A 17911-nucleotide genomic window follows, 5' to 3' on the forward strand; every position below is an offset into this window, starting at 1 on the left:
TCTTTCTTTTTACAATCATTTAACAAATATTAAACAATTACGACCCTGTTTGGTATTACTGATTTACCTTGATTGCACTCAGTATTTTATCCAGCTCGTCTTTCGAGGCAAACGGAATTTTGATTTCTCCCTTATGGTTATCGTCTGCTTTTACCTGTACTTTGGTACCGAAGTACCCCTGAAGGCGAAATTGTAACGATGAAATCTCCTGTTTTATTGAATGCTGACTTTTACCTTTGATTTCGTCAGAATCAATCGTTGCCAGTCTTCTTACTTCCTCTTCAATTTTCCGAACCGACCAGTTTTCTTCTATTACTTTCGTGAAGAGCTTAATCTGGGTTTCGTGATTTTCGATATTGATCAAAGCACGGGCGTGGCCCATGGTAATCTCGTTGTCGCGCACGGCTGCCTGTATCACATCCGGAAGTTTCAATAAACGCAGGTAGTTGTTAACAGTAGTCCGGTTTTTACCTACTCTGTCGCCCAGTTCCTCCTGTTTCAATTGAAACTCGCCCAACAGTCGATGATAACTCAGGGCAATTTCTATGGCATTCAGGTTTTCACGTTGAATGTTTTCAATCAATGCCATTTCGAGCATCTGCTGGTCATCGGCCTTACGAACATAGGCAGGTATACTGGTCAATCCGGCCAGTTTCGATGCCTGCAAACGGCGTTCTCCCGAAATCAGCATATATTTACCCGGTGTTTCTTCCTTAACCGTAATAGGCTGTATGATACCCAGCATCTTGATAGATTCCGAAAGTTCCTTCAGCGCTTCCTGGTCAAAATGGGTACGGGGCTGGTATGGATTGGTTACAATCGACGCAATGAGTATCTCGTGCATACCGCTCAAAGATTCCGGCTTGCGCGGTACAACCGCTTCCGTTCCTGTATTTTCTGAGTCAGAAAGCAAAGCCCCTAAACCCCGGCCAAGCCCCGTCATTCCTTTTTTTGTATTGAATGTTTTAGATTCCATAGTCTGTAATAGTAAATGGGAGCAACTGAATTAAGCACTCACTTAACCGTTGTTTTAATTCATCAGTTTTCAGTTACCAGCTTTCCATTCTTAATTAAAATCTCACGGGCCAGATTCAGATAACTGATCGCACCTTTACTGTCGGCGTCCTGAGCAATGACCGGTACTCCATAGCTTGGCGATTCAGATAAACGGATGTTTCTCGGAATAAGTGTCTGAAAGACCATATTCTTGAAATGCGTTGTTACCTCATGCACTACCTGATTTGAGAGACGCACGCGCAGGTCATACATGGTAAGCAGAATGCCTTCGATAGTCAGTGCAGGATTAAGGCGTTGCTGAATAATTTTTATAGTGTTCAACAGTTTACCCAGGCCTTCTAAGGCAAAGTATTCACATTGCACAGGTATAATCACTGAGTCAGCAGCTGTAAGGCTGTTGATTACAATCAAGCCTAACGAAGGAGAGCAGTCAATAATAATGAAATCGTACATGTCTTTCACGTCATTCAGCGCTTCTTTCATTTTTTCTTCTCTTTTAGGAAGATTAATCATTTCAATTTCAGCCCCCACCAGGTCAATGTGTGACGGCAATAAATCAAGATTAGGGAAGTCGGTCTGAATGATGATATCTCGCGGACGGATATCCTCAACCATACATTCGTAAATACTATTTTCTACTTCTTTAGGGTTAAGCCCTAAACCGGAGGTAGTATTTGCTTGTGGGTCGGCATCAATGATGAGCGTACGGAATTCTAGTGCAGCCAGACTGGCCGCTAAATTTATGGAAGTGGTTGTTTTACCTACGCCTCCCTTCTGGTTGGCTATTGCTATTATTTTTCCCATTATTAGTGGTTTGAGAAAATTTCGGTTTCAAATATCAGACTTTTAATATTAAGAAACAATTAAATGTTCCACGACGTGGAAAAAACGTTCCACGATGTGGATAACATGCTGTATGTATATCAGACAACGTTTTTGCCAAACATTATACACCAGACGAAAGGTGAAATTTATGTATTTATAGTCTTATAATGCTTTACAGTTATGTTATATTTGCCGCATGCGTTATTTAATAGAGTGTTCTTATAAAGGTACTTTCTTTCATGGCTGGCAGGTGCAGGAAAACGCCCCGACCGTGCAGGGACACATTGAACAGGCACTGACAACTGTGCTGAGACAGCCCACACAGATAGTGGGTAGCAGCCGCACGGATACCGGTGTGCATGCGTATCAGCAGTTTGCCCATTTTGATGTAAATGCTCCTTTGAATCAGGTTGATAAAATTGTCTATGCCTTGAACGGCGTTTTGCCTAAAGATATTGCTATTAATTGTATACGGCAGGTAGGTGACGATTTCCATTCAAGGTTCGACGCCACTTTTCGCAGGTATCTGTACCGGATTTCGCATCAGAAAACGCCCTTCTGGCGTGAGCTTTCATACTTTTATAGAGCGCCGATTAATCTGGAGCAAATGAATAGGGCAGGGGAGTTGATGAAAAACCATATTGATTTCCAGTGTTTCAGTAAGGTGCATACAGATGTGGCTACCTTTAACTGTAAAATTGAATATGCCTATTGGGAACAGCAGGATCAGTTTCTACTGTTTCATATTAAAGCTGACAGGTTTTTAAGAGGGATGGTGAGAGCAATTGTAGGAACAATGCTAGAAGTTGGCACAGGAAAAATGAGCCTGGAGGCATTTGAGCAGGTTATTTTATCAAAGAACAGACAAAAAGCAGGCAGGGCTGTACCTGCAGAGGGTTTAACATTGGTTGAGGTGGGATATCCTGCCGGATCATTTTCATAATATACCTGATATAGATGAACATAAGTATTGAAAAAATTGCAACACCCGAAGATCTTGATGAGATAAAGGGACTGTTCCGGGAGTATGAAAAATTTCTGGGCGTGAGTCTCTGTTTTCAGAACTTTGAAGAAGAATTGGCCAAATTACCTGCTAAGTATGCCGAGCCTGATGGGGCCATTTATCTGGCAAAAGCAGATGGAGTAAGTGCCGGATGTGTGGCTTTATGGAAACTGGAAGATGGTGTGTGCGAAATGAAACGGCTCTATGTAAGACCTGCGTATCAGGGTATTGGCTTGGGCAAAAAACTGTCGCAGACCATTATGGAAGAAGCCCAACGAAAGAATTATAAGAAAATGAAGCTGGATACTTTAAGGAGGCTTGAGTCTGCGAATCGCTTGTATCATTCATTACAATTTATTGAAACAAAACCGTATAACTATAATCCGGAAGGCGACGTTGCCTATTTTGAAAAAGACTTGGTATAATGGCAATAATCAGTGAGGATATAGACCTGGCAGTCAGGATTTTGAAAGACGGAGATGTAATCGGCATTCCGACAGAGACCGTGTATGGTCTGGCCGGAAACGCTCTGAATACAGATGCAGTTGCCCGGATATTTGAAGTGAAAAACAGGCCGACTTTCGATCCGCTCATTATTCATACGCATAGTATTGAACAATTTGCCAATTATGTGGAAATAGCAGACGAGAGAGTTTACGCACTGGCTGAGAAATTTATGCCCGGGCCACTGACCCTCTTACTACCCAGAAAAGCTATTATACCGGATCTGGTAACGTCAGGGCTTGATACCGTGGCTATCAGAATTCCTCAGCATCCATTGACACTTGAATTATTACGGAGACTTGATTTCCCTCTTGCCGCACCGAGTGCCAATCCATTTGGTTATATTTCTCCTACCAGTGCCCGGCACGTCAATAATCAATTAGGCGGACAGATAAAGTTCATTTTAGATGGAGGCGATTGCGAAATAGGTATAGAGTCTACCATTGTAGGTTTCGAAGGGAAAGAGGCGATTGTTTATCGCAAAGGCGGGCTTTCAATAGAAGCCGTTGAGTCTGTAATTGGCAGAGTAAAAGTCGTTGAGCATTCTTCTTCCAATCCTTTGGCACCGGGTATGCTCAAAAGCCATTATGCACCACGGAAACCACTTATTTTGCTGAAAGTGAATGAGATAACCGGACAGGCCGATGATAGAACCGGTTATCTGGGTTTTCAGCATTATCTTTCTGATATTCCGCAAGGAAACCAGTTGTTACTCTCGCCAAAGGGGGATTTCAAAGAAGCAGCCAAAAACCTGTTTGCTTACATGCGCCAGCTTGATAGTATGGATATCGACATGATTTATACCCAACTGCTCCCTGAAATAGATCTTGGCAGGGCTATCAATGACCGTATCCGGAGAGCTACCGTAAAAGAATAAATCTTAGTTAACAAGCACCGTAAATTCAACCCTGCGGTTTTTCTGCCGGTTTTCTTCCGTATCATTAGAGACAACAGGCTGTTGTTGCCCTTTGCCGGTACTTGCCAGCCTGCCAGGGGCAACACCTTTATTGAACAAATAATTAGAAACTGCCTTTGCCCTCAATTCAGATAAATAAAGATTCAAACGCGGGTCGCCAATGTTATCGGTGTGGCCGGTTATTTCGATATTTATTTGCGGATTCCCTTTCAGTAAATCAACCAGCTTATCGAGTTCAGGAAAAGACTGGGGTTTAATAATGGGCTGGCTCTGGTCAAAAAACACGTTTTCCAGTTTAATGTGTTTCCCAATCTCTATGCTTTTAAAGTAATTGTCGGCAATAGCTAAGATCGGTGCTTTGGCGGTTTCTTTTGGAGTTATTACCAGGGGCGTTGCCTTTTCTTCTTTTGGTAGTTCAGGTTTTTCTTTCTTTTGAGCACTTACCGTTTCCTGCGGTTGTGCTGTGTTTTTTACAGAAAGCGGAGGGGTAGAAGGTGGCACAGCTATTTTCTCAAGCAGTACATCCTGAGAGAAATTAGAAGTCACCAGATTCATAAGATTAATATCTGCAGTATATGGTTTATAATTATCTGCCTGCACACGCAATACATATTTCTGATCTAAATTTTGAACAGCTACCTCATTACCTGCCTTGTTGCTTCCTAATATCAGGTTTGCATTATCTGCTGCCACAAGGGTTATTCTGGCATTCGTTATAGGCTCTTTTGTTAATGCATCAATTGGGTTAAATGTAAAAGTATAGCTGCTCTTTTTAAGTTCAACCATAATCACATTGTTAACAGCTTTGGTGATATTCACAGCGTTTTTAAAGGTCGGGTATCCTGCTGATGTAATTTCTAATTCATAATTTTTATCGACAGCCAGCTTTGCTTTGAATCTGTTTTTTTCAGGGTTCAGGCTTCCTTCCACAGCAGTTGTGCCTGCCTTTAATTGATAGTCAGCCTGCAACACATTTCTTGTATAAAAATCGGTTGCCATAAAAAGAATCTCATTCTGTGGCACTTTACTGATTTTCAGATAGACGGTCTTATCATTCTTAAGCAAAGTGGCTTTATAAGGTAAATAACCCTGTGTAGTTACCTCAGCCGTATAAGCCTCTTCAATTTTTAGATTGGCCTGCCATTCTGATTGAACCGCAGTAGTGGTAATAGTAACCGGTTCATTTTTTGCATTGAAAATACGTAAACCTGCACCGGGTACATTCTTGTTTGTTTCATCGTCAACCACGATTAACCGGTAGCGGTCAACTGATTTTTTTATCAGCAATATTTCCTGCTCAAACCTTCGTTTTGCGATTAAATCTTTCAAATCAATATTCTGAATGGCCTGATCATATCCATCTGAAAAAACCTCTACCGAATACTCAGACTCTGGCGATAAATTGGCTGAAAAACCATCTTTTTCAATTCTGGCGGCAATAGATTGTCTGCTTTTCAGATTGAGAATTCGCATCCGTGTGTTAATGATGTTTTCTCTGGTTTGCTCATCAATTATTTTAAAGAGAAAATTGTACATTTCTCTTTTCAGAGCAAACTGTTTCATCTGTAGTCTGGCACCAGGATACTCGGTTCTGAAATTTTCAAACAGAAGTTGTTCGGTATTGGTCTTATATCCTTCCGAGCTTATTTCAACAGTGAATTTCTTTTTAGGAGAATACTCAATTCTGTAGGGATTGTCCTTGTCTGATCGCCCCGTGAGGGTCGTTTCTTCCGGTCTCAGTACTTTGAAAGTAGCAGGAATTGTTTCATGTGTAATGGCATCAATGGCAGTCAGCGCCAGTAATGCCGATTCATTTTTTTTCAGGCTGATACTGATAAGCCCGCCTGCATTTTTTCCATTCCTGTTTGTCTCTACGGCATCAATTTCTCTTTCAACACTTATATAGCCGGGTGCTTCAATGCTTACGAAATAACTCTTGGTCTGGTCGAGTAGTGCTTTCCATTCACCGGTTTTCTGATTCACCGTAGCTTCAACCGGTTGATTGGTATTGTCTTTTACTCTTACAATAGCTGTAGTAATAATCTGTTTGTCTTTGGCGTCGGTTATTAGAAAAATGTATTCGTCCAGTCGTGGTTCCTGTATATATATTCTCTTTGCAATAGATGCCGTAAAATACTCAGGTGCATTACCTGCAAAGGCCTGATAAATACTAATAACAGTAAAAATGGTAGGTAGAGCCAGATTTCTCATAGACAATCAAAAAACGCAGGTTTCTCATTTAATCATACTTCAATAAAACGAAGAATTCAAAATGAATTGTAAGTTTTTATTAAATTATGTTGTTTTGTTACATGGATGAATATGCAAAAAAAACAGTTTTAATGGATTTACAGTACTTACCGTGTACTCATTTTTTTTCGACCCTGATAAATGCTGACGAAATTCTGCTCGAAAACCATGAGTATTATGTGAAGCAAAGCTACCGGAACCGGTGTTATATTCTTGGAGCCAACAAGGTCGAAATGCTGATTGTACCGGTTATAGATGGCAACAGCAAGATTGCAGTAAAAGACATCCGGATTGATTACCAGCAGCGATGGCATGACGTGCACTGGCGGACAATCAGCGCTGCTTACGGCAAATCACCTTTTTTTGAGTATTTTGCCGACTACCTTCATCAGGCATTGCAAAAGAAACATCCGTTTTTGTGGGACCTGAATTACGAACTGCTGACAATTTGTCTGAAACTTTTGCAGGTAAACAAGACAATTCGTCTGACAGATAATTATGGAAAAGAACCTGATTCTGAAATTTTAGATCTTCGTGGGCTGATAAGCCCCAAAAAAGCATCAGAAACTGATATTCTTTACATTCCGACGGCCTATCAGCAAAATTTTGGCAATGATTTTGTACCTAACCTGAGTGTTATTGACTTACTGTTTTGCAGAGGCAATCAATCTTTAGGAATTTTAAAGAAATCTGCCACAAATTGAACAGACTTTGTTAATAAATCGTTATATTGCAAATGCAAATGTTTTGCTTAGACCAAATATTTAAGTAAAAAAGCAATATTGACCATTACAAAATTTTGAATAATGGGAAAATTGAATAATTAGATTTTTCCATACAATCATCGTTAAATTAAATGGAGCCTAAATTTTCACAAAAAGTCAAAGACATCATTACCCTTGCCCGTGAAGAAGCACTTAGGCTAGGTCATGATTACATCGGGACGGAACATTTGATTCTTGGAATGATCCGTGATGGAGAAGGTATTGCTTTAAATCTATTGAAAGGGGCTGGTGTATCGCTTGAGGAGTTGCGTATTACAATTGAACAAGCCACCAAAGGAACTGCGACCAATAACATTAAAAATTTGGCGAACATTCCGCTTACACGCCAATCTGAAAAAGTTTTAAAGATTACGCATTTGGAGGCTAAAATCTTCAAATCGCAGTTAATAGGAACCGAGCATCTGCTGTTAGCAATTCTGCGTGACGGAGATAATCTCGGTGGGCAGATTTTACAGAAATTCCACCTCAACTATGAACAGGCTAAAGAGATGCTAGACTATCAGCTTACTGGTCAGAAACCTGTGATGGAACGCCCTGAAACAGATGATGACGACGAAAGATTTTTGGGTGGTGGTGCCGGGGGATACTCTCAGCAAAGAAACGACCCTAAAAGTCAGGAAAAATCGAAAACACCTGTGTTGGATAATTTCGGACGTGATTTGACCAAACTTGCAGAAGTAGGCAAACTGGATCCGATTGTTGGTCGTGAGAAAGAAATTGAGCGTGTGGCTCAGATTCTTTCAAGACGTAAGAAAAACAACCCGATTCTGATTGGTGAACCCGGTGTTGGTAAAACTGCCATTGCCGAAGGCCTTGCCTTAAGAATTGTGCAGAAAAAAGTTTCAAGAATTCTGTTTGGTAAAAGAGTAGTGACGCTTGATCTGGCTTCGTTGGTAGCAGGTACTAAATACCGTGGCCAGTTTGAAGAAAGAATGAAAGCCGTGATGAATGAATTGGAGAAATCGCCGGACGTGATTCTTTTCATAGATGAGATTCATACCATTGTGGGTGCGGGGGGTGCTAGTGGCTCATTAGACGCCTCGAACATGTTCAAACCTGCTTTAGCCCGTGGAGATATCCAATGTATTGGTGCCACAACGCTTGACGAGTATCGCCAATATATTGAAAAAGACGGAGCCCTGGCACGTCGTTTCCAGATGGTAATGGTTGAAGCCACTTCCGTTGAAGAAACCATTGAGATTCTGAACAACATTAAAGATAAATACGAAGACCACCACCACGTAAACTATACGCAAGAAGCACTGGAGTCTGCGGTTAAGTTATCTGAAAGATACATTACCGACCGCTACCTGCCGGATAAAGCCATTGACGTGTTAGATGAGGTTGGTGCCCGCGTACATATCAACAATATTTCGGTACCACCGGATATCGTAATGCTGGAAGAGCAGGTAGAACTGATTAAGAAAGAGAAAAATCAGGTAGTGAAAAGCCAGCGTTATGAAGAAGCTGCCCAACTGCGCGACCGTGAGAAAAAACTGTTGGAGCAATTGGAACGTGCCAAAATTGCCTGGGAAGAAGAAGCTAAAACGAAACGTTACAACGTAACAGAAGATAACGTGGCTGACGTAGTAGCAATGATGACGGGCATACCGGTGAAACGCGTGAACATGAACGAGGGTGAGAAAATCCTGAAAATGGGTGATGCCCTCCGTGGAAGAATCATTGGTCAGGACCCTGCTGTGGAAAAACTGGTGAAATCTATCCAGCGTACACGTGTTGGTTTGAAAGATCCTAAAAAGCCGATTGGTTCGTTTATTTTCTTAGGGCCTACCGGGGTTGGTAAAACCGAGTTAGCTAAAACACTGGCCGAATATCTTTTCGACAAGGAAGATGCACTCGTAAGAATCGACATGAGTGAGTACATGGAGAAATTCAGTATCTCTCGCCTGGTCGGAGCGCCTCCCGGATACGTGGGTTATGAAGAAGGTGGTCAGTTGACGGAGAAAATTCGCAGAAAGCCCTATTCTGTTGTATTGCTTGATGAGATTGAAAAAGCTCACCCTGATGTATACAACATTCTTCTACAGGTATTGGACGACGGTGTGTTGACTGATAGCCTTGGCAGAAAAGTTGATTTCCGTAATACTATCATCATCATGACTTCGAACATCGGGGTTCGTGATTTGAAAGACTTCGGTACAGGTATTGGTTTTGCTACCAAGGCACGTAACGAAAATCAGGATGAAATGGTGAAAAGCACCATTCAGAATGCATTGAGAAAAACTTTCTCACCTGAGTTCCTGAACCGTCTGGATGATGTGATCGTCTTCAACTCGTTAAGCCGCGAAGATATTCATAAGATTATTGACATTGCCTTGAAACGCCTTACTTCTCGTATCAGCAGCATTGGTTACAAAATTGAGTTGACCGAAAAGGCGAAGGATTTCTTAGGTGATAAAGGATATGACCAACAATATGGTGCCAGACCTTTGAACAGAGCCATTCAGAAATATGTGGAAGACCCATTAGCAGAGGAGATTCTGAAAGGTGAAACGAAAGAAGGAGATACCATTGAGGTAGATTACAGCGGAGAAGGCGAATCGCTTACTTTCAAAGTAATTAAGAGAGAAGCTGAAATTGAACAGTAAAATTTGAGTTTCTTGGTAAATAAACAACAAAGGCACGGCTTTTAGCTGTGCTTTTGTTATTTTTGCAGCATATGATTCTCGATTACCTGAAATACCTTTTTCGAGCCGGAAATGAGCATAGTCTGCATTCGCCGTTTTTGTTTGATTTTTATCTTAAAGTCTTAAAGGATTCGGCAGAAACCAACGACTTTGAGATTATTGAGACCTTAAGAAAGAATTTATTGAAAGATGAACGGGAAATTGAGATTACTGATTTCGGTGCCGGTTCAAAAATAAACAGGTCTAACCTGAGACGAATAAAGGATATAGCCCGAAACTCTCAGAAATCGCCCCGGCTTGCACAGCTTTTTTATAGAATCATCAGGCATTATAACTATGCCAATATTCTTGATTTAGGTACATCGTTAGGTATTACTACTGCCTATCTGGCGAAAGCCAATACCGATGCAAAGGTCTATACCTTTGAAGGATGCCCTGCCACTGCGGCTGTCGCAAAAGAGAATTTTCAGAAATTGGATATCAGTAATGTAGAGATCATAGTAGGAGACCTGAACGAGACCCTGCAAAAACATGTAGAGAAAGTTGATAAGATAGACTTTGCTTTTTTTGATGCTAACCATCGTTACGAACCCACCGTTGATTATTTTGAAAAATGCCTGACCGCAATACATGAAGATACCTGTTTTATTTTTGATGATATTTACTGGTCTGATGGCATGAAGAGAGCCTGGGAATACATCAGAAATCATCCTCAGTCCACTATAACTATCGATATTTTCCGGGTCGGAATTGTGTTTTTCAGGCAAAAGCAACCCAAGCAGCATTTTGTATTAAGATTTTAATTTTAAGCAACAAAACCCATCTGATATTTACCCCACAGAACAAACTAAAACGGGGTTTTAGATGTTAGGTAGAAAATAGAAACCACAGTGCCACCATGTTAGATATACAGAAAATAAGAGCAGATTTCCCGATTCTGGATGAGAAAGTGAATGGAAAGGATCTGGTATATTTTGATAACGCAGCTACTACCCAAAAGCCATTGCCGGTGTTAAATGCACTAGCTAATTACTATGGCCATTATAATGCAAATATTCATCGTGGGATACACCATTTAGCTGAAAAAGCAACCGCTGCTTTTGAAGAATCCCGCAAGGCCATTCAGAAATTTCTGAATGCCAAGTATTCGGAAGAAATAATTTTCACTTACGGTACTACAGATGGTATCAATCTGGTTGCACAAACCTACGGGCGTGCCTTTTTGAAAGCCGGCGATGAAATCATCATCAGCACCATGGAGCATCATTCGAATATTGTGCCCTGGCAAATGCTTTGCGAACAAAACGGATGTATTCTGAAGGTGATTCCGATTAATGATAACGGAGAGTTGATATTGGAAGAGTATGAGAAGTTGTTGTCGGAGAAAACGAAATTTGTTTCGGTGGTGCATGTATCCAATGCTTTAGGTACAATTAATCCTGTAAAATATATTATTGAGAAAGCGCATGAGGTAGGAGCAAAAGTGTTGATAGACGGTGCACAGGCTACATCACACCTGACGATTGATGTACAGGATCTCGATGTTGATTTCTATGTGTTTTCGGCACATAAGATATACGGCCCAACCGGAATGGGAGCTTTATACGGAAAAAAAGAAATTCTGGAAGCCATGCCGCCGTACAGGGGTGGAGGAGAGATGATTAAAGAGGTGACGTTCGAAAAAACCACTTATAATGAACTGCCTTATAAATTTGAAGCCGGTACACCGAATATTGCCGATGTAATAGCAGTAAAAACTGCCTTGGACTATGTAAATGAATTAGGAAAGGAGAACATTGCAGCGTATGAAAATGAACTGTTAGCCTATGCTACCGAGGAACTATCAAAGATTGAGGGACTGAAAATTATAGGCGAGGCAAAAGAAAAAGTATCTGTTATTTCCTTTGTTATTGAGGGTGTTCACCCTCAGGATATCGGGGTGATTCTCGACCAGCAGGGAATTGCAGTGCGAACTGGCCACCATTGTACTCAGCCACTCATGAAACGATTCGGAATTCCCGGAACTTCAAGAGCCTCATTTGCTGTTTATAATACAAAAGAAGAGATTGACAAGCTGGTGAAGGGTATTGAAAAGGTAAAGAAAATGGTACTTTAATTAACCATAAAAAGCATGACGATTAACGAAATACAGGATGAACTCATAGAAGAATTTGAACTTTTTGATGATTGGGAGGGAAAATATGAGTATATCATTGATTTAGGAAAGAAGCTGCCAAAACTGGCGGATGAATATAAAACAGAAGATAATATCATTAAAGGTTGCCAGTCTATTGTATGGCTGAATGCCTATATGGAAGGCGACAAATTGATATTTGAAGCAGATAGCGAAGCCATCATTGTAAAAGGTCTGGTGAGCATGCTGTTAAAGGTTCTTTCCGGGCATACGCCGGAAGAAATTTTAAATGCCGAACTTTATTTTATCAATAAAGTAGGGCTGAGCAGTCACTTAGCGCAAACACGCTCAAACGGACTGGCCTCTATGGTAAAACAAATGAAAACTTACGCTTTAGCTTTTCAAGCAATAGAAGAAAATAAATAATTACCCGATGACAGAACAAGAACTAAAAGATAAAGTAATTGAAGCCCTTAAGACCGTGTATGACCCTGAGATTCCGGTGGATGTGTATGAACTGGGGCTGATATACGACATTAAGGTTTTTCCGGTAAATAACGTTTATCTGTTAATGACACTTACGTCGCCTTCATGCCCTTCAGCAGAGTCGATTCCTGTAGAAATTGAGGAAAAAGTTAAAGGTATTGAAGGAGTAAGCGACGTGAGCGTTGAACTGACTTTTGACCCACCGTATACAACCGAGATGATGTCAGAAGTAGCCAAGTTAGAATTAGGTTTTATGTAATATTATTTCCGGCTTATAAAAAGGAAACTGACCCCTTCTGTTTAGTAACCCGGTTAATCAGTATTTTTTTAACCCCCCAAGGGTCGGGGACTTATTCATAAATGTCATGTATCCTCCACATTTAGTAGCACCAATGAAAGCTGAATTAGTAAATGCAGGCTTTCAAGAATTACTGACTCCGTCAGACGTTGACAATTTCATTGAAAATCAACAAGGTACATCCGTTGTAGTAATTAACTCGGTTTGCGGTTGCGCAGCAGGTACTTGTCGTCCTGGTGTTAAACTGGCATTGGAACGTTCAGAAGTAAAACCTGATAATCTGGTAACAGTTTTTGCAGGGGTTGATACTGATGCAACGCAACAATTACGCTCTCATATTCCGTTCCCTCCATCGTCTCCGGCTATTGCCATCTATAAAGACGGTGAGTTGGTACACTTTGTTGAAAGACACCACATTGAAGGTCGTTCGGCAGAAATGATTGCTACGCACCTTACAGCAGTATTTGAAGAAATAGGTGCTGAAGCATAAGCGCGCAGTTACTATATAAAAAACCTCACCTTTCATCTATCTTTTAATAAAAAGAAGAGAGAAGGTGAGGTTATTTTTTTAAGCAGCCACTGCTTCTGCAATCAGAAGTTCGGCTTTAACAGATATTTCGCATAAAATTCATCAATTACTTTCACAGCGTCTTCTGCAGTATCTACCATCTTAATGAGTTTCATATCTTCCGGATTGATATTGTGGGCAGTGTCACACATGGTTTCTGTCAGCCAGTTAATCAAGCCCTGCCAGTATTCTGTGCCTACCATTACGATAGGGAAACGTGCAATCTTTTTGGTTTGAATCAACGTTAAGGCTTCAAATAACTCATCTAAAGTACCAAACCCACCGGGCATAATAATAAAGCCCTGCGAGTATTTCATGAAGCACACTTTGCGTGCAAAGAAGTAGTCGAAGTTAATGCTTTTATCAGGGTCAACATAGGCATTAGGTACCTGTTCAAAAGGCAGTTTTATATTCAATCCTACCGATTTTCCTCCGTTTTTGCTGGCTCCCAGGTTTCCGGCTTCCATGATACCGGGGCCACCGCCGGTAATGACACCATATCCATTTTGCACCAAACGGGCGGCAATATCAACCGACATCTGATAATACTTGTGGTCGGGCTTGGTTCGTGCCGAGCCATATATAGTAACACAAGGGCCGATTTTAGCCAATCTATCGAAACCATCTACAAATTCAGCAACAGTTTTAAGAATTTGCCATGAATCCTGGCTATGAATTTCGTTCCATCCTCTTTCTACAAATGCTTCACGGATTAAAAGCTCCTCATTTGATTCTATTTCGTTTTCGCTCATAGTAATAATTATAGAAATATTTGTCGTACAAAAATATAATTCTTCTCGGTTGTTTTCAGAAGAATTGGATTATGAAAACGTATATTTGCAAAAAAAAGTTTGAACCTACAAATATATATCAATGAAAGTTGCAATAGCAGGAGACCACGCAGGATTCGAGTATAAGAATATTATCCTGAAGTGGTTGCAGGAACAGAATTTTGAAGCGGCTGATTTTGGTCCCAATTCTGCCGATTCAATGGATTATCCTGATACGGCACATCCTTTGGCCAGTGCGGTTGAGAAAGGTGATTATGATTACGGTATTCTGATTTGCGGTAGTGGTAATGGCGTATGTATGACAGCCAATCATCATCAGGGTGTCAGAGCAGGACTTGCCTGGAACGTAGAAGTGGCAGAGCTGATCCGTCAGCATAACAATGCTAATGTGATGTGTCTACCGGCCCGTTTTATTGATTTAGAACTGGCTTTGGCTTGTGTTAAAACATTTCTCAATACACCATTTGAAGGAGGCAGACACGCCCGCAGAGCGGATAAAATTTCTTGCTGAAAAGCAGAAGCCGTCAAAGGAGGTTTCAATACTTCCTTTGATAAACCCCTTTTATGTTAGTAGTTTTATAATCAACTGCCAACGCAGGGAGGCGCTGAAAGATTTTAGGGACTACATTCTGCTTGTCGATAATAATCTTCGGCGGGTCTTTCTTGAAATTATCAAATATATTGATGATACTCTCGTAGTTATCCGGGTTCTCCAGATCAATTTTAGATAAATCCCAGTTCAGATAACAGGTAGCAGATTTCCCCCATTTGTACTCATCAATTCTTTCACCGATAATTAGCATTTTTTGTCCTCGCATATTTTCCGGCAATTCACGGGGCTTTATTCTCATATCTGAAAGTTGCTCAAATCCTTTGCCGAATATCGGTGTTGAGCCCTGATACTGCACCAGAATGATACCTCCGAAAATGAGTGTAAAAATCACCTCCGGTACAAGCGAGCCCTTGAAGTGTAAGAAAAAAGCAGTATTGAAAAATGCCAGACAGGGAATAAAAATAATAAACTGCATGGGTGAAACATTGGGCGACAAAAACAAGGCTAAAAGCGCTATTACTGCCCAAAGAAGCATGATCTGCTGGATTCTCTGCTGATAGTTGCTGTAACGGGTTGCTTGCGACTGACGGAGGAATCCCAGAAATGAAATGATTACAGGAACTGTAATGGCCAGCAACGAACTCTTGAAGTCTTCAAGGCTGTATTGCTTTATTTTCAGAATACCGTTGAACCAGTTGTATTGAAATTCTTCAAGACTATTATTTAGGTAGAAAAACAACGCTGCCAGAATGATAGGAATCGTGAAACCTAATAGGGTAAGGAAATATTGCCTTAAATTGGCATTGGTAAAGAAAACAAGTGACGCCGCGCACCAGATGATGAAAACCATACTGGGCTGATGAAACAAAACGGCTATGCCAATATAAAGACCTATTTCAAATACTTCGTCTGATACCCCTTCTCTTCGTTCTATCTGTTTAATAATCTTGCTAAATGCAAAAAGCAGGAAAGTAGTAGCCAGCAAAACAGGGGAGAGTTTGCTCATGTCGAATGACAGGCTCATCAATAATATGTAAATCAGACCCGGCGTATAAGTTCTTTCCAGATAGGTATGTCTGGTATTGCAGATAAACGTAAAATAGAGTGCCTGAAAATAAGTGAGCAGCATGGCTATAAACTCATAGGCAAACTGGCTTCTGCCAAAAGATAAATCAACAAGCCAATAAATGAATGCCGACAAGGGACCAATATTAGTCCAAAGCTCTTTGTAGAGGAAATTTCCTTCATGAATTTTCTCTCCAACCAGCATCCACTCTAGTTCAGGTAATAACACAGGTAGTTTTTCACCCAGAAAAGGAAGCTTCAGAATTATTATCAATAATAACAATGACAGGAAATGAAAAAACGTATTAACTCTGAAAAACGTTAGCAAGGCCTTGTGGTTTATATATTTTTAGCAAAGTTATGAAAAAAGTGGTTGATGCGTGTAACTTTACTTTACTTAACCGAAAATAGTACAGATATTTGTATATTATTTATTGAATTTGAATAAAATGGAATCGAAAAGACAAAGACAAGTAGCGAAACAAATTCAGAAAGATTTGGGAGAGATTTTTCAGAGAGAAATGAAACAGGTATTTGATAAAGCATTTGTTACCATAACCGATGTAAGGACTACTCCTGATTTGGGCATCGCCCGGGTATACCTCAGTTTTTTGCTTTCTAAAGATAAAGAAGGGCTGCTGGAGAGTATCAGAGAGCATACCAAAACCCTCAGAAATCATCTGGCTGCCAGAGTGCGGCATCAGTTACGGATTGTACCCGAATTGCAGTTTTATCTGGACGATACCGCCGAGTATGCGCAAAAAATTGAGAATCTTTTTGCTACTATTGTAATACCACCCGCTCCGGTAGAGGAAGAAGAAGAGTGATGTTGTAGCATAATAAAATTGAGCCTAAACTTGAACCTGTCCTTTCTAATAGCCAAACGATACTTTTTATCAAGAAAGAAAAAGAGTTTTATTAACTTTATTTCTTTCATGTCTATGTTGGGCATTGGTATTGGTACAATGGCAACTGTAGCCGTTTTGTCGGTCTTTAATGGACTTGAAGAGTTGAACAGAAGCATTTTTAAATCGTTTGACCCGGACATTAAAGTAACACTAAGAGAAGGAAAAGCCTTTGAATTGGAAAAAGACAAACTGACCCGGCTAAAACAACTCAATAGTGTTGACTATGTGACAGAGGTGATTCAGGATAATGCGCTTGTCATGTATCAGAACGGCAAAATGGTGGTTACATTGAAAGGTGTAGACACCACCTTTCAGAGAAACAGCCGCCTGAGGGGCTCTTTAGTTGAGGGTAACTTCTTAATACAACAGGATGGGGTCGATTATGCTTTTATCGGTGGTAATGTATATGGTGCCTTGAGCATTTCGCTCGATAACATACTGGAATCTCTCGAAATCTGGTATCCTAAAAACCAGAAGAAACTGTCGATGATACCTGAGAATAATATTAACAAACGGGTATTAAATATTTCGGGTGTATATGCATTGGAGCAATTACATGATGACTACGTGTATGTACCGCTGTCGGTGGCAGAAGAATTAACCGAGTATAAAAACAAACGTACAGCCCTTGAAGTACAAATAAAACCTGATGCTGACCTGGATAAAGTTCAGGCAGAAGTCAATAAAATCTTTGGGAAAAGCTACCTGGTTCAGAACCGTGACGAGCAGAATGCCAATCTGTTCAGAGCCATAAAGATTGAAAAGTTGTTTATCTTTATTGCATTGATTTTCATTATCGGAGTGGCGTCGTTCAATATCTTCTTTTCACTTACCATGCTTGTAATTGATAAAAAGGAAGAGGTACAGACTTTGTATGCCATGGGAGCGGATGACACAATGATAAAGAAGATATTTTTTGGCGAAGGGGCCATTATATCGGTCGTTGGTACAATAACGGGGCTCATACTTGGGGTAATATTCTGCGTTACTCAGGCGCGATATGGCTGGCTGGGAATGGGGATGGACACGGCTCTGATTGATGCCTATCCGATAAAAATAAATCCTATGGATTTTATGATTACTGCAGTGGCGGTTATTATTATTACTATGCTGGTTTCATACTTCCCTGCTAAACGGGCTACCAGTCAATATTGACAGAA

18 protein-coding genes are annotated in these 17911 nt (G+C 40.6%); 13 read left to right on the plus strand and 5 right to left on the minus strand.

Annotated elements, in window-relative coordinates:
* Positions 1-55 precede the first annotated feature (55 nt).
* Positions 56-976: a ParB/RepB/Spo0J family partition protein gene (locus AC1RRY_RS08535; RefSeq protein WP_492816469.1), complete on the minus strand. Its 921-nt coding sequence runs from the start codon at positions 974-976 to the stop codon at positions 56-58.
* A gap of 62 nt (positions 977-1038) precedes the next feature.
* A complete protein-coding gene (locus tag AC1RRY_RS08540; RefSeq protein WP_492816467.1) occupies positions 1039-1821 on the minus strand; it encodes a ParA family protein in 783 nt (260 codons plus the stop codon).
* Positions 1822-2038: 217 nt separating this feature from the next.
* On the opposite strand from AC1RRY_RS08540, the gene truA reads away from it, so the two are divergent.
* From truA to AC1RRY_RS08555, 3 genes are read left to right on the plus strand one after another with little or no spacing between them, the layout of a single operon-like run.
* A complete protein-coding gene (truA, locus tag AC1RRY_RS08545; protein ID WP_492816465.1) occupies positions 2039-2785 on the plus strand; it encodes a tRNA pseudouridine(38-40) synthase TruA in 747 nt (248 codons plus the stop codon).
* 14 nt (positions 2786-2799) lie between these two features.
* Complete coding sequence (locus AC1RRY_RS08550; protein ID WP_492816463.1) at positions 2800-3270, plus strand: GNAT family N-acetyltransferase; 471 nt, start codon at positions 2800-2802, stop codon at positions 3268-3270.
* Entirely contained in the window at positions 3270-4226 is a 957-nt protein-coding gene (locus AC1RRY_RS08555) for an L-threonylcarbamoyladenylate synthase (protein ID WP_492816461.1), read from the plus strand. The genes AC1RRY_RS08550 and AC1RRY_RS08555 overlap by 1 nt, the downstream gene beginning before the upstream one ends.
* A gap of 3 nt (positions 4227-4229) precedes the next feature.
* Here AC1RRY_RS08555 and AC1RRY_RS08560 read toward each other — a convergent pair whose 3' ends face one another.
* Entirely contained in the window at positions 4230-6476 is a 2247-nt protein-coding gene (locus AC1RRY_RS08560; RefSeq protein WP_492816459.1) for an OmpA family protein, read from the minus strand.
* Between the two features lie 131 nt (positions 6477-6607).
* Here AC1RRY_RS08560 and AC1RRY_RS08565 point away from each other — a divergent pair, with 131 nt between their 5' ends.
* The 7 genes from AC1RRY_RS08565 (at position 6608) to AC1RRY_RS08595 (ending at position 13356) form a co-directional block, all read left to right on the plus strand.
* On the plus strand, positions 6608-7219 hold the full coding sequence (locus AC1RRY_RS08565; protein WP_492816457.1) for a WbqC family protein: 612 nt from the start codon (positions 6608-6610) through the stop codon (positions 7217-7219).
* A 152-nt stretch (positions 7220-7371) separates the two neighbouring features.
* A complete protein-coding gene (locus AC1RRY_RS08570; RefSeq protein ID WP_492816455.1) occupies positions 7372-9909 on the plus strand; it encodes an ATP-dependent Clp protease ATP-binding subunit in 2538 nt (845 codons plus the stop codon).
* Positions 9910-9980: 71 nt separating this feature from the next.
* Positions 9981-10751 carry an O-methyltransferase gene (locus tag AC1RRY_RS08575; RefSeq protein ID WP_492816453.1) on the plus strand — a complete coding sequence of 257 codons (771 nt, stop codon included), beginning with the start codon at positions 9981-9983 and terminating at the stop codon, positions 10749-10751.
* Positions 10752-10846: 95 nt separating this feature from the next.
* Positions 10847-12064: a SufS family cysteine desulfurase gene (locus AC1RRY_RS08580; protein WP_492816451.1), complete on the plus strand. Its 1218-nt coding sequence runs from the start codon at positions 10847-10849 to the stop codon at positions 12062-12064.
* 15 nt (positions 12065-12079) lie between these two features.
* Complete coding sequence (locus tag AC1RRY_RS08585; protein ID WP_492816449.1) at positions 12080-12508, plus strand: SufE family protein; 429 nt, start codon at positions 12080-12082, stop codon at positions 12506-12508.
* 7 nt (positions 12509-12515) lie between these two features.
* Positions 12516-12827: a DUF59 domain-containing protein gene (locus AC1RRY_RS08590; RefSeq protein ID WP_492816447.1), complete on the plus strand. Its 312-nt coding sequence runs from the start codon at positions 12516-12518 to the stop codon at positions 12825-12827.
* A gap of 106 nt (positions 12828-12933) precedes the next feature.
* Positions 12934-13356, plus strand: coding sequence for a BrxA/BrxB family bacilliredoxin (locus tag AC1RRY_RS08595; protein ID WP_492816445.1), 423 nt, complete (start codon positions 12934-12936; stop codon positions 13354-13356).
* A 101-nt stretch (positions 13357-13457) separates the two neighbouring features.
* On the opposite strand, the gene AC1RRY_RS08600 is transcribed toward AC1RRY_RS08595, so the two are convergent.
* Positions 13458-14186, minus strand: a complete 729-nt coding sequence (locus tag AC1RRY_RS08600; protein WP_492816443.1) for an LOG family protein — start codon at positions 14184-14186, stop codon at positions 13458-13460.
* Between the two features lie 121 nt (positions 14187-14307).
* Here AC1RRY_RS08600 and rpiB point away from each other — a divergent pair, with 121 nt between their 5' ends.
* Positions 14308-14736 (plus strand): ribose 5-phosphate isomerase B, encoded by a 429-nt coding sequence (gene rpiB / locus AC1RRY_RS08605; RefSeq protein WP_492816441.1) that lies wholly within the window; start codon positions 14308-14310, stop codon positions 14734-14736.
* A gap of 25 nt (positions 14737-14761) precedes the next feature.
* Here rpiB and AC1RRY_RS08610 read toward each other — a convergent pair whose 3' ends face one another.
* Positions 14762-16171 (minus strand): hypothetical protein, encoded by a 1410-nt coding sequence (locus tag AC1RRY_RS08610; RefSeq protein WP_492816439.1) that lies wholly within the window; start codon positions 16169-16171, stop codon positions 14762-14764.
* A 121-nt stretch (positions 16172-16292) separates the two neighbouring features.
* Here AC1RRY_RS08610 and rbfA point away from each other — a divergent pair, with 121 nt between their 5' ends.
* Positions 16293-16670, plus strand: a complete 378-nt coding sequence (gene rbfA / locus AC1RRY_RS08615; protein ID WP_492816437.1) for a 30S ribosome-binding factor RbfA — start codon at positions 16293-16295, stop codon at positions 16668-16670.
* A 30-nt stretch (positions 16671-16700) separates the two neighbouring features.
* Positions 16701-17906, plus strand: a complete 1206-nt coding sequence (locus AC1RRY_RS08620; protein WP_492816435.1) for an ABC transporter permease — start codon at positions 16701-16703, stop codon at positions 17904-17906.
* The last annotated feature ends 5 nt before the right edge of the window (positions 17907-17911 follow it).

It is taken from the genome of Emticicia sp. GW821-FHT11C11, from assembly GCF_058808615.1.